The organism is Sphaerisporangium perillae (assembly GCF_023276435.1).
In the GTDB taxonomy this organism is placed as follows: Bacteria; Actinomycetota; Actinomycetes; order Streptosporangiales; family Streptosporangiaceae; genus Sphaerisporangium; species Sphaerisporangium perillae.
Window position 1 is genome coordinate 106,671 of the sequence record NZ_JALLPO010000012.1, and the last position, 12,361, is coordinate 119,031.

General features: G+C 71.6%; 13 protein-coding genes. 7 read left to right on the plus strand and 6 right to left on the minus strand.

Features of this window, described 5'->3' with window-relative positions; all coding sequences use genetic code 11:
• The first annotated feature begins 463 nt into the window (after positions 1–463).
• The 4 genes from fahA to MYF83_RS44265 all read left to right on the plus strand — a co-directional run bounded on the left by fahA (position 464) and on the right by MYF83_RS44265 (position 3,539).
• Positions 464–1,669: a fumarylacetoacetase gene (fahA, locus tag MYF83_RS13955; protein ID WP_248960812.1), complete on the plus strand. Its 1,206-nt coding sequence runs from the start codon at positions 464–466 to the stop codon at positions 1,667–1,669.
• 187 nt (positions 1,670–1,856) lie between these two features.
• The gene (locus MYF83_RS13960) at positions 1,857–2,288 is read left to right on the plus strand and encodes an NfeD family protein (protein WP_248960722.1); all 432 of its coding nucleotides are present in this window, start codon (positions 1,857–1,859) and stop codon (positions 2,286–2,288) included.
• Positions 2,289–2,290: 2 nt separating this feature from the next.
• Positions 2,291–3,391 (plus strand): SPFH domain-containing protein, encoded by a 1,101-nt coding sequence (locus tag MYF83_RS13965; RefSeq protein WP_248960723.1) that lies wholly within the window; start codon positions 2,291–2,293, stop codon positions 3,389–3,391.
• A 10-nt stretch (positions 3,392–3,401) separates the two neighbouring features.
• Positions 3,402–3,539 (plus strand): Tn3 family transposase, encoded by a 138-nt coding sequence (locus tag MYF83_RS44265; RefSeq protein ID WP_372500154.1) that lies wholly within the window; start codon positions 3,402–3,404, stop codon positions 3,537–3,539.
• Positions 3,540–3,597: 58 nt separating this feature from the next.
• Here the strand turns inward: MYF83_RS44265 and MYF83_RS13970 are convergent, their stop codons facing one another.
• Entirely contained in the window at positions 3,598–4,245 is a 648-nt protein-coding gene (locus MYF83_RS13970; RefSeq protein WP_248960724.1) for a TetR/AcrR family transcriptional regulator, read from the minus strand.
• Positions 4,246–4,361: 116 nt separating this feature from the next.
• Between MYF83_RS13970 and MYF83_RS13975 the strand changes: the two genes are divergently transcribed.
• From MYF83_RS13975 to MYF83_RS13985, 3 genes are all read left to right on the plus strand, one after another.
• The gene (locus MYF83_RS13975) at positions 4,362–4,547 is read left to right on the plus strand and encodes a hypothetical protein (RefSeq protein ID WP_248960725.1); all 186 of its coding nucleotides are present in this window, start codon (positions 4,362–4,364) and stop codon (positions 4,545–4,547) included.
• Between the two features lie 28 nt (positions 4,548–4,575).
• Positions 4,576–4,965, plus strand: a complete 390-nt coding sequence (locus MYF83_RS13980) for a VOC family protein (RefSeq protein ID WP_248960726.1) — start codon at positions 4,576–4,578, stop codon at positions 4,963–4,965.
• A 64-nt stretch (positions 4,966–5,029) separates the two neighbouring features.
• Positions 5,030–5,641 (plus strand): dihydrofolate reductase family protein, encoded by a 612-nt coding sequence (locus tag MYF83_RS13985; protein WP_248960727.1) that lies wholly within the window; start codon positions 5,030–5,032, stop codon positions 5,639–5,641.
• 213 nt (positions 5,642–5,854) lie between these two features.
• Here MYF83_RS13985 and MYF83_RS13990 read toward each other — a convergent pair whose 3' ends face one another.
• The 5 genes from MYF83_RS13990 to MYF83_RS14010 all read right to left on the minus strand — a co-directional run bounded on the left by MYF83_RS13990 (position 5,855) and on the right by MYF83_RS14010 (position 12,356).
• Positions 5,855–7,615 carry a GTPase gene (locus MYF83_RS13990; protein ID WP_248960728.1) on the minus strand — a complete coding sequence of 587 codons (1,761 nt, stop codon included), beginning with the start codon at positions 7,613–7,615 and terminating at the stop codon, positions 5,855–5,857.
• Positions 7,612–9,426: a GTPase family protein gene (locus tag MYF83_RS13995; protein WP_248960729.1), complete on the minus strand. Its 1,815-nt coding sequence runs from the start codon at positions 9,424–9,426 to the stop codon at positions 7,612–7,614. The genes MYF83_RS13990 and MYF83_RS13995 overlap by 4 nt, the downstream gene beginning before the upstream one ends.
• Positions 9,427–9,530: 104 nt before the next feature.
• On the minus strand, positions 9,531–9,797 hold the full coding sequence (locus MYF83_RS14000) for a hypothetical protein (RefSeq protein WP_248960730.1): 267 nt from the start codon (positions 9,795–9,797) through the stop codon (positions 9,531–9,533).
• Between the two features lie 388 nt (positions 9,798–10,185).
• On the minus strand, positions 10,186–11,670 hold the full coding sequence (locus MYF83_RS14005; protein WP_248960731.1) for a sensor histidine kinase: 1,485 nt from the start codon (positions 11,668–11,670) through the stop codon (positions 10,186–10,188).
• Complete coding sequence (locus MYF83_RS14010) at positions 11,667–12,356, minus strand: response regulator transcription factor (RefSeq protein WP_248960732.1); 690 nt, start codon at positions 12,354–12,356, stop codon at positions 11,667–11,669. The genes MYF83_RS14005 and MYF83_RS14010 overlap by 4 nt, the downstream gene beginning before the upstream one ends.
• Positions 12,357–12,361 lie beyond the last annotated feature (5 nt).

Sequence of the window (12,361 nt, forward strand, 5' to 3'; positions counted from 1 at the left end):
CTCGCCCACCGACCTGCACCATGTTCCGCACGACGTGGGGCTGAAGGTCCGCTGCGGAGGGCTCAACCCCGAGGACTTCCCCTCCACGCACGAGCTCGGGGCCTTCATCCGCAACTGCGTCGAGCAGGGCACGCCGTTCAAGGCCACCGCCGGCCTGCACCGCGCCGTCCGCCACCCCGACCCCAGCCTCGGCGTCTACCGGCACGGGTTCCTCAACCTGGTACTGGCCGTGTGCGCGGCCGTCCAGGGCCGCGACCCGGTCCCCGTGCTGGACGGCATGGACGAGGACGAGCTGGTCGCGATGGCGCGTGCCATGCCCGAGGAGGTGGCGCGGCGCGCGAGGGAGCTGTTCGTCTCCTACGGCTCCTGCAACACCAGCACTCCCATCGAGGAACTGCGGGCGCTCGGGCTCGCCGAACGGCGCCCCCGCCGCGAGACGCCCGTCGTAGTCAGAGAGGAGATCGTGATCCGCAGCTGGGTGCCCGGGGCGGACGCGAGCCCCTACACGGTGGCCAACCTCCCCTACGGCGTGTTCTCCCGCCCAGGTGAGCCCCCGAGGGCCGGGGTGCGCATCGGCGACCACGTCCTCGACCTCGCACCCGTGCTGCACGACGAGATGTTCGCCACCGGCAGCCTCAACGGCTTCCTCGCCAGAGGGCGCACCGCGTGGCGGGACACCCGGCGGCTGCTCCAGCGGCTGCTGTCCGCGGACGCCAAGGAGGCCGCGGCCAACCGGGCGGCGCTCCAACCACACCTGATCCCGCTCCGCCAGGTGCGGCTCCACCTGCCGATCGAGATCGGCGACTACGTCGACTTCTACTGCTCGCTGGAGCACGCCACCAACCTCGGCCGCATGTTCCGGCCCGGCGACGAGCCCCTCAAGCCCAACTGGCGGCATCTCCCGGTCGGGTACCACGGCCGTTCCGGCACCGTCGTGGTCTCCGGCACGCCGGTCACCCGTCCCCGGGGTCAGCGCGCCTCGGCCTCCGGCGGCGAGCCCGTCCTCGGGCCGTCGGTCAGGCTCGACATCGAGGCCGAGCTGGGGTTCGTCGTCGGCACGCCGACCCGTCTCGGTGAGAGCGCGGGCGACTTCGCCGACCACGTCTTCGGGGTGACGCTGGTCAACGACTGGAGCGCCCGTGACATCCAGGCCTGGGAGTACGTCCCGCTCGGGCCGTTCCTCGGCAAGTCGTTCGCCACGTCGATCTCCCCCTGGATCACGCCGCTGGAGGCCCTTTCCGACGCCCGCCTGCCGGGGCGCGCGCAGGACCCCGAGCCGATGGACTACCTGCGCAGGCGGGAACCCTGGGGGCTCGACATCAGCCTGGAGATCACGTTGAACGGCGAGCCGATCTCCACCCCGCCGTACCGCGACATGTACTGGACGCCGGACCAGATGCTCGCCCACATGACCGTCAACGGCGCCTCCCTGCGCACAGGCGACCTGTTCGCCAGCGGCACCGTCTCCGGCGCCGATCCGTCGCAGCGGGGATCACTCATCGAGATGAGTTGGAACGGCGCCGAGCCGGTCAAGCTGTCCGACGGACAGTCCCGTTCCTTCCTCGAGGACGGCGACACCGTGACGATCACCGCGACGGCGCCGGGACCGAACGACACCCGCATCGCGCTGGGCGAGGTGACGGGCACGGTCCTTCCCACCCCGAGCTGACCGCCTACGGCATGGCTCACTCAGGCCCGGCGCCTTCGCCGTGCCCCACCGAGCCGGCCGCCTTCGCCGTCCCCCGCCGGACCGGCCACCTTTGCCGTGCCATGCCCGTCGAATTGGGGATACCGTGGGAATTCAGGAACCACCGAAGCCCAAAGCGCGTTCTCACTAATAAGGGAGGGCCGGGGCGATGGACTCATGGATCTTCTGGTTGATAATGGCGGCGGCGCTCGGTGTGGCGGAGATCTTCACGCTCACCGCGGCGCTCGGGCTCCTCGGTGCCGCCGCGCTGCTGACGGCCGCCGTCGCGGCCATCGGCCTGCCGACCGGCATCCAGCTCGCCGTCTTCATCCTGTCCTCGGTGTCCGGCCTCGTCCTCATCCGGCCCGTCGCCCAGCGCCACATCAAGCAGCCTCCGGTCCAGCGATTCGGTGTCTCCGCCCTGGTCGGAAGGCCCGCCTACGTCACCCGTGAGGTCACCGGGCTGAACGGCCGGGTGCGCATCGGCGGGGAAGAGTGGTCGGCCCGCGCCTACGACGAGACGCTGGTGATCCCGGCGGGCGCGACAGTGGACGTCATCGAAATCGAGGGCGCGACCGCGCTCGTCTATCCCCGGGGGTAAGCATGGACGCCGCTTTGATCGCCGGAATCCTCATCGTGCTGTTCGCGGTGTTCACCGTCCTTCGTTCCGTCCGCATCGTCCCGCAGGCCAGAGCCGGCAACGTCGAACGCCTCGGCCGCTACTCGCGCACGCTCGGGCCCGGGCTCAACTTCGTGATCCCCTTCGTGGACCGCGTCCGGCCGCTCATCGACCTGCGCGAGCAGGTGGTGTCCTTCAAACCGCAGCCGGTCATCACCGAGGACAACCTCGTCGTCGACATCGACACGGTGCTGTACTTCCAGGTCACCGACCCGCGCGCGGCGGCGTACGAGATCGCGAACTTCATCCAGGGCGTGGAGCAGCTCACCGTCACGACGCTGAGGAACGTCGTCGGCGGCATGGACCTGGAGAAGACCCTCACCTCCCGCGACACCATCAACAGCCAGCTGCGCGGAGTGCTCGACGAGGCCACCGGCAAGTGGGGCATCCGGGTCAACCGGGTGGAGATCAAGGCGATCGACCCGCCGAGGACGATCAAAGAGGCGATGGAGAAGCAGATGCGCGCCGAGCGTGACAAGCGCGCCGCCATCCTCACCGCCGAGGGCTTCCGCCAGTCGCAGATCCTCACCGCCGAAGGTGAGAAGCAGAGCGCGATCCTGCGAGCCGAAGGCGACCGGACCGCGGCCATCCTGAAGGCCGAAGGCCAGTCGCAGGCCATCGACGAGGTGTTCCAGGCCGTCCACCGCAACGACCCCGACCCCCAGCTGCTCGCCTACCAGTACCTGCAGGTCCTCCCACAGCTCGCACAGGGCCAGGGCAACACCTTCTGGGTCATCCCGAGCGAGGTCACCTCCGCCCTGCAGGGGGTGTCCAGGGCGTTCACCGAGTCCCTGCCCAGGTCCCCGGCGACCCGGGAGGTCACCGAAGGCAGGAGCGACGCCAAGCAGGAGGCCGTGAAGGCCCAGGAGGCCGCGGACGCGGCCATCGCCGACGCCGAGGAGTCCGGCCCGCGCCGGCTCGGCCCCGGCACCTCCATCCCCGACCCCCTGACCGGCCTGGACCAGACCGCTGCCGCCCAGCAGGCCGTCCACGCCCGGAAGGACACCGCCTCCGACGACTCCTGACCCGAGCAACCTGTCGGACCCGGTCTTCAGAAGGAAGATCTCGCGACAACTGAACAAGGGCGAGAGCCTGCACGCGCTGCGCCGCGACCTGCACTACGCCCAGCAGGGCACGATCACGCGCCCGCACCTGGAGCAGCAGAGGCGTTGATCCAGCGGGCGGCCAGCAGCTCCGAACCGGCGGTCGGGACGGGGCGCGGATGCGCCTGTCAGGCGGTGCCGTAACCGGACAGGGCGGGCTCCAGCAGGTCGAAGGCTTGGGTGGCTTCGGCGGCGATGGCCTGGGCGATCTGATCGTTGGGGTGTCCGGCGAGGGTGAGGGTTTGGATGCGCTGGAACAGCACACGGTGGACGGTGCTCAGCAGGCCGGCGGCGGTCTGGACGGTGATGTCGTCGGACTGGGCGCCGGTGGCCTCGGCCAGGGCCCGCGCCAGGTGGTGTTCACGCTGGTCGTGCAGGCCACGCAGGCAGGCGCTCAGGGTCGGGCTGTTGGCGATCATGCGGGCGAATTGCTGGCCGGAGAACCCGGCGATGGGGTCCTGGGCGGCCACGGCGTCGATGAACGCGCGGCGCAGTGCGGCCAGCGCCGACTCTCCTGGGTGCCGGGCGGCTACGGCGCCGGCCAGGGAGGCGGCGAACTGCTCCTGGTGGTCCAGGGCCAGGTCTTCCTTGCGGGGGAAGTAGTTGGTGACGGTCTTCTTGGCCACGCGGGCGGCGGCGGCGATCTCGGCGATGGTCGTCTGCTCGAAGCCCTGGGCGATGAACAGCCGGGTCGCGTGGTCGGAGATCAGCTGCCGGGTCTCCTGCTTCTTGGTCTCGCGCAGCCCGGTGGTCGCGGGGGGTGTCTGGATGCCCATGGTCGCAATCTTACCCTCGTAGCATCTTTATGTTGACACTCTCGAACATCTCAGGATAAATTTACGTCCGTCGCAAACTTGCGACGGATGGAACGCTGAGTGTGAAAGGGACACCCATGCGCAAGCTCACTCACGACCTCGTCCCGCCCGTGGTCGAGTCCGTCCCTATGCCCCAGCCGCAGCTGCCCCAGCGGTCCGCGCTGCGCGGCGCCGAACTGCGTCGCCCGCCCGCCGCCCACAGCATTCGCGCGTCGCGGCAGACCCGGCACCTGCGCTCCCTGCCCCGCCGCCGCAGCTACTGACCCCGCTCCAACCGCACCAAGGAGACTCGTGCAGTTCACCGCCTCCACCATTTCGCTGACCGTTGACGACGTCACCGCCTCCCAGGAGTTCTTCACCGCCCATCTGGGCTACAGCCTCCAGCAGGCCGCCGACGGTTTTGCGTCCCTGACCCGCCCCGACGCGGTCGATGTCGTCCTGCTCGCCCGTGGCATCCAGGTGCTGCCGCCCGAGCAGCGCGACCAGCGCGCCAGCGGCGTGATCCTGGCCTTCACCCTCGCCGGCGGCCTGCAGGAACAGGAGAAGCGGCTGCGTGACGCCGGTGTGGAGATCACCATGCCGCTGCGTCAGGAGCCCTGGGGCGAGCGCCTGTTCCAGGTCACCGACCCCAACGGAGTGATCGTCCAGTTCGTCGAGTGGGCCGCCCCGGACACCGCCTGACATTCCCCCGCCATCGCCCAGGCCAGCCGCCCCGGCCACGAACATCACGAAAGAGAGCCTCCCGTTGCGCAAGCTGGTGTACTACATCGCCACCACCCTCGACGGTTTCATCGCCGGTCCGGACGGCGCCGACCCCACCGGCCCGGACGGCTTTTGGCCCCTGCCCGCCGACTACATCCAGCACATCGCGGCCCACTACCCCGAGACCCTGCCCGCCCCGGCCCGCACCGCCCTGTCGGTCACCGCCGAAGGCACCCACTTCGACACCGTCCTGGAAGGGCGCCGCACCTACGAGATCGGACTGAAGGCCGGGATCACCGACGCCTACCCTCACCTGCGCCACCTGGTCTTCTCCGGGACCCTCACCAAGAGCCCCGACCCCGCCGTCGAACTGGTCGCCACCGATCCCGCCCAGACGGTACGCGACCTCAAACGCCAGGACGGCAAGGACATCTGGCTGCTCGGCGGCGCCGAACTGGCCGGCGCGCTCTACCAGCAGATCGACCAGCTGATCCTCAAAGTGGGCGCACTGACCGTCGGCACCGGCATCCCGCTGTTCTCCCGCACTGCCACCTTCGACCCACGCGCCTGGAAACTCACCGATCACACCGTGCTCGACAGCGGTGCCGCCTTCCTCACCTACAACCGCCCCGCCGAATCCGCCACCGTCGCATAAGGACGTGGGCATACGACCCTGCTCCGCCCCCGGTCGGCCAACGGCACACCGGCCTCAGGTGAGGTGCCGGAAGGCTGGCCGGGGCCCCTTCCACCGCGACGGCGCCGCGGGCGGCGAAAGTGGCGTTGGCGATCTCGACCGCGATGGTGCGGGCCACTTCCGGGGTCAGGTAGCGGCGGGAAGGGGGTCCGCGGGCCGCGCAGCGGGACGCGGTCAGCCGCGGGCGGTGGTGAGCAGGGCGGCGAAGCGACGGGCGCGCGACAACTCGTCCCGTACCGGGTCGAGGACCAGCTCGCGGCCCACCTCGCCCACGCTGCCCCACAGCGCCCGCCGCGCCTTGCGTGCCCTGCGGGCGCCGCCCAGGGCCGCGGCCACCCTGGACAGCAACGCGATCAGCAACCCGGCCAGCGCTCCGCCGACCAGCAGGACGGTGGGCCACGGGACGGTCTGAAGCGTCGGCGTCGGCACCTCGGGGAACCTCAGGTAGTCGACGACGAACAGCACGGACAGCCAGGCGACCCCGGCGACCATGGCGGCGAACAGCAGCCACTGGAGCAGGCCGACCGCCCGCCACCACCGGGGCCGGCGGCCCGCGCCCATCGACGTCACCGACACCGCGCGGTCCAGCGCCTCGGCGAGCTCGTCCGCCCGTGACCGGGCCGCCCCGCGCACGGCGACCGCCCACGGCTCGGGGAGGTCGGCCGAGGCGGCGGAACCGACGTCCCGGATCGCCGTATCCATGCGCGAGCGCTGCACCCCCGTGGCGGCCGGGATCGACGTGCGCCCACCGGCGGCCGCCGAAGGAGTGCCGAGGTGCAGGCGGCGCAGCGGGTCCGGCCTGAACCGCCGCAGCCAGCGGGTGACCGGCCAGCCGGTGGCCGCGATCGACCGGTGGCGGTGCGCCTTGGCGACGGCCTCCACCACCAGAGGCACGCCCGCCGCCTCCGCGAGCGCGGCCGTCAGCGGCCTGCCCAGCGCGTCCGGCACCGCCTTCTCCGCGGCCTCGGCCCGCTTCTCCAGCCCTCGCGCCGCCTCCGTCCACGTCTCCACCGGCCCTCGCGCCGCCTCCGCCCGCATCTCCAGGCCTCGGGCCTCCTCCGCCCAGGTCTGGGAGCCGTCCGCGCTCCCGCTCGTGCCGGCCGGTACCTGCGCGACCAGGGCGCCCGACGAGGCCGCGGCGAGCAGGTCGGCGGCCCTCTCTGCGTCCGCTTCCAGGCGGGCGGCCCACGCGCGCCGGTCCGCGACCCTCTTGGCCAGCGTCGACCGCAGGTCGGCGATGCCCCTGCCTTCCGGGACGGAGGTCCCGATTACGGGCACGTCCGACAGGCCGTCCTCGGCCAGCAGCCGGCGCAGGTCCCCCATGCAGCGGTCCGCCGCCGCCGGGGTCAGGCGGTCGGTCTGGTTCAGCACGATCACCGTCACGTCCCGGTGCCGGCGGAGGGGCCGCAGATAGCGCTCGTGGACGGCCGCGTCGGCGTACTTCTGCGGATCGAGCACCCACACCAGGAGGTCCACCACGGAGACCAGGCGGTCCACCTCCAGGCGGTGGGCCGCCTCGATCGAGTCGTGGTCGGGCAGGTCGAGCAGGATCAGGCCGGCCAGCGTGCCGTCGGCGCCGTCGACCATGTGGCGGCGCGGGATCTCCAGCCAGTCGAGCAGCGGCCCGGCGCCCTCCGGATCCCACATCGCGGCCTGCGCCGCCGACGTCGTCGGCCGGGTCACCCCGACTCTCGCCAGCGACGTTCCCGACAGCATGTTGAACAGCGAGGACTTACCGCTGCCCGTCGCCCCGGCGAGCGCCACCACCGTGTGATCCACTGAGAGGCTCCGCCGCGCCCCCGCGCGGGACACCACGTCCCCGACCCTGGCCAGCGCCGTCGCCTGGAGCCGCCCTTGGGCGAGCTCCGCCGCCTCGGCCAGCGCGGCGAGCCTGTCGTCCAGCGATACGGCCTTCGGCCGCCGGAGCACCTTCACGGCATGTCCACGGGGTACGAAGGAGCCGGCGCGGCGCCTCCGGCGGCGGGGGCGTCGACCTCCCATGAGGCGGCTGCCGCCGGAGCCGGCCTGTCGATGTCGCCGCGGTAATCCCGTACGGCCTGCGCCGCCCGCCGGAGGTCGGCGGAGATCTCCTCGGGCGGGCCGACGCCGTCGAGCAGTGAGGTGAAGCGGCCGGCCTCCTCCTCGAGCAGCGCGCGCACCCGCTCCTGGAGGTTCTCGCGGGCCGCCTGGGTGAGGGTGCGCACGGCCTGGTCCCCGAACACGGCCTCCAGCAGCTTCTGGCTCAGCACACTCGTCCCTCCGGCGATGCCGACCTCGATGCCGGTGAGCCCTCCGGTGGAGGAGAACACCAGCAGCATGAGCAGCAGGCCCGCGCCGTTCAGGCTGAAGGAGGCGAGCCTCGCGGTGGTGCGCTTCTCGGCGCCCTCCTTGGCCACGAGATCGAGGACGTACGCCTGCCAGCCGCGCACCGTCGAGGCGGCCCGGTCGGGCAGCGTGGAGGACGCGCGGCCGAGGCGGCCCGCCGCGACGGCGCCGGCGCGCTCGATGACGTCGCGGCCCGCGGGCATGCCCGACCAGGCCTCCAGCGCGCGTTCCGCGGCGGCGTCCGCGGCCGAGCGGATCAACGACTCCACCCCGGTCTCCAGGGCGACCTTCAGCCGGGTGTCGGGGGGAGGCGTGCCCATGAACACCGAGACGATCCGCTCGCGAAGCCAGCCGATGCGCGACTCCAGCGAGCGCATGAGATCGCCGGTTCCGATGAAGTCCTGCCAGCGGGTCAGCACCTCGCCGCGCAGCAGGGAACCGTCCCGTATCCCGTCGTCGAAGGTGGCCATGGCCGCCCCGTAGGCCGACTCCACCGACAGCAGCAGGTCGGCGACGCCCGCCCGTTGCCGGTCCGCCTCGTCGGCGAGGGCCGGGACCCGGGTCGCGATGCTGTCCAACGCTCCGGAAAGCGTCCTGCGCACGACCTGCGCGCGAGTGTGGGCATCGGCCGCGATCTCGGCCAGCCAGCCGCGCACGGCCCGTACGGCCTCCTCCGGCAGGCGGGCGTTCTCCTCGGGCAGCGCCACCTCCGGCACGCTGAACAGCGGCGTGCCGGCGAGCCCGTTGGCGTCGAGCAGGCGGGTCAGGTGCGCGGTGACCGGCTCCAGCGCCTCAGGAGGCACCCGGTCGAGGACCACCGCGAGGGCCGTGCTCCGCTCCCTGGCACTGCGCAGGAAGCCCCACGGGACCTCATCGGCGTAACGGGCGGCCGTGGTGACGAACAGCCACAGATCGGCGGCGGCGAGAAGCTGGGCCGCTATCTCGCGGTTGGCGGTGACCACCGAGTCGATGTCGGGCGCGTCCAGCAGCGCGAGCCCGGGCGGAAGGGTGTCGGCCGTGACGATGCGCAGCGTGCCCGGCTCACCGCGACCGCGTCCGGTCGTCCTGGACAGGCCCGGCAGGACGTTCTGCCGGGTGAACCACGCCTCGTCGGCAGGGTTCGCGACCAGCGTCGGCGCGAGGGTCGTCGGGCGCAGCACCCCCGGCTCGGCGACGTCGGCGCAGGCCAGCGAGTTGACCAGCGTGGACTTGCCCGCCCCGGTCGAACCGCCGACCACGGCCAGCAACGGGGCGTCCATGGCCGCGACGCGCGGCAGCAGGTAGTCGTCGAGCTGCCCTCTCAGCTCCTTGAGGGCACGACGATGCGATGCGACGTCCCCGATCGCGAGGGGGAACAGATCGTGATCGAGCTGACGCCGCAGGGTCTCCAAAGCCGCGAGCAGCCCATTGTTCCCTGCCATATGACCGGTCATGCCCCAGCGGCGCCGAGGTATCCCCACTCAACGCAAACCACCCGCTCCACCGGCCCACCCGCCGTACACAATGGCCTGGCCGGGGGTCTGGGTCAGGTGCTGGGTTGGGGGGTGGCGGTGGCGGTGGGGAGGAGGGGGCCGCACTTTTTGAGGGCCTGGGCGATGGCGGGGTCGTCGGTCTTCAGCTGGCGCATGCCGCCGTTGGCCGGGATCTCGGCGCCGTTGTCCTTCATGCACGAGCGGAACGCCTGCATCGCGGAGTCGTCAATACCGCCACGCGGGCCGCCGCCCTGCCCGGAGCGGCCTTGGGGCATCAGCGAGCGGCACGCCTCGAACGCCTTGCGCGCTTCCGGCGACATGGTGCCGAAGCCCCCCGGTCCCCCGCTCGGCCGAGCTGACGGGGAACCGCTCGGTCGAGCCGTGGGTGCGCCGCTTGGGCGGCCATCAGGCATGTTCACGCCGTTCTTGCGCATGCACTCAGCGAATGCCGCGGCAGCCTGGCCGGCGGAACCACTAGGTGACGCCTGGGCGCCGGTCGTGGCGTTCGAGTCGGCACCACATCCGGAGACCAGCAGCACGGCCGCTACGGTGGCGAAGCTGAGAGCACGGGGCAACACATTCACGAAGCGAACTCCATCGGGAAACCGAGGGACTTGGGCAATCACCATTACAGGCCATCAAACTCAGCGTCAGGTGGGACCGACCTGAATTTCGCCTGTCAACCTGTCCGGTCCCTCCCCGGGCCCGTCAGCCGTCGTTGGGGAGGACGACGCGGAAGGTGGCGCCGTGCCCCGGTTCGCTGTCCAGGGTGATCACGCCTCCGTGCGCCTGGACCAGGGCGGCGGCGATCGACAGGCCGAGGCCGGTGCCGCCCGCGCCGTTCCGCGACCGGGAGGGGTCGGCCCGGTAGAAGCGCTCGAACACCCGCTCGGCGTCCTGCAACGGCAGTCCGGGCCCCTCGTCCGCCACCTCCACCACGACCTGGCCTTCGAGGTTGCCGACGCCCACGCGGAACGCCGTGCCGGCCGGGGTGTGCCGGAGCACGTTGCCGACCAGGTTGGTGATCACCTGGCGGAGCCGCGTCTCGTCGCCGGTCACGGTGACCGCCCTGTCGGAGTCGTCCAGCCGGACGAGATCGATCTCGCGGTCCGGGGCGAGCGTCTGGGCGTCCAGCACGGCTCCGGCCGCCACGCTGAGCACGTCGACGGGCTGCCGTTCGAGGGGGCGCTGCTGGTCGAGCCGGGCGAGGAGCAGCAGGTCGTCGACGAGAAGGCCCATGCGGGTGGCCTCGTCCTCGATCCTTCGCAGGAGCCTCGCCGCCTCCTCCAGGTCCGGAGTCTCGTGGCGGTACAGCTCGGCGAACCCTCTGATCGAGGTGAGCGGCGTGCGGAGCTCGTGTGAGGCGTCGGCGACGAACCTGCGCATCCGATCCTCCGACCTGCGCGCCTCGAAGGCCGACTTGCGTGCCGCGATCTCGGAGGCCTCACGGTCGTCGAAGGCGGCCTCGATCTGGGCGAGCATGCCGTTGATCGCCCTGCCGAGCCGTCCCATCTCGGTACGGCGATGCCGCAGCGGCACGCGCCGGGACAGGTCGCCTTCCGCGATGGCCCCCGCGGTCCGTTCGATCTCTCCCAGGGGGCGCAGGCTGCGCCGTACGAGCCAGTGGCAGGCGATTCCGAGGACCACCAGCACACCCCCTCCGACGCTGGCCACGATGACCGCGAGCCGGGTGACGGTGGCGTCGATGTCGTCCATGCGGATCGCGATCACCCGGAACCGCGCGCCGTCGGCCACCGAGAACGCCCGCCAGCGCGTCCCTGCGTTCGATTCCACGGTGAACGGTTGGGGCTTCCCGGAGCGCGGCGCGCCCATCCTGAGCAGCGACAGGGCGGGGGGCGGGTCCCCGCCGTCAGGGGGTTCCTGGAGCGTTCGCTCGATGGTGCCGTCAGGCCGGAGCACGGCCATGTAGAACTGGCCGAACTGCCGCGGAAGGCGGGTGGGGTCCCGCAGTTGCGGCGGGGGCGGGGCGTTGACGTCGCGCCGTGCCATGCCGGCGAGTTCGAGCTGCTGGTCCACCCGGTCGACGAGGTACCCGCGGAGCAGCTGGACGGCGACCCCGCCGGTCAGGGTGATCGCGAGGGTGACCAGCAGGAGCGTTCCCACGACCAGGCGGAGCCACAACGGCGATCGCGCGAGCCGCCGCTTCAGCACCTGGAGGGGCTTCGGTGTCATAGCCGTGGTGCGCGTAGTACGTAACCCACCCCTCGGAGGGTGTGGATGAGCCGGGGTTCCACGGTGTCGATCTTGCGCCGCAGGTACGAGACGTACGACTCGACCACGTTCCTGTCCCCGCCGAAGTCGTAGTTCCAGACATGGTCGAGGATCTGCGCCTTGGACAGCACGCGACCGGCGTTGACCATGAAGTAGTGCAGCAGCTTGTACTCGGTGGGCGACAGCTTCACCCGCTCGCCGGCCCGCCAGACCTGGTGGCCCTCCTCGTCCAGCTCCAGATCCGCCACCTGGAGCCGGGTGGGAAGGTCCAGGTCGGCCCTCGTGCGGCGGAGCACCGCCCGGATCCTGGCCAGCACCTCCTCCAGGCTGAACGGCTTGGTCACGTAGTCGTCGCCCAGCCCGAGCCCGGTCAGCTTGTGCTCGCTCTCGTCACGGGCCGTGAGAAAGACCACGGGGGTCCGCCTGCCGCCGGCACGGAGCCGGTTCGCCACCGCGAAGCCGTCCATGTCGGGGAGCATCACGTCGAGGACCACCAGATCGGGCCGGACGCGCTCCACGAGCTGGACCGCCTCGCGCCCGTCGGCGGCGGTCATGACGTCGAACCCGGCGTAGCGCAGGGTCGCGGACAGCAGCTCGCGGATGTTCGGCTCGTCGTCGACGATCAGCAGCTTCGCCTCACCAGGCACGTCGT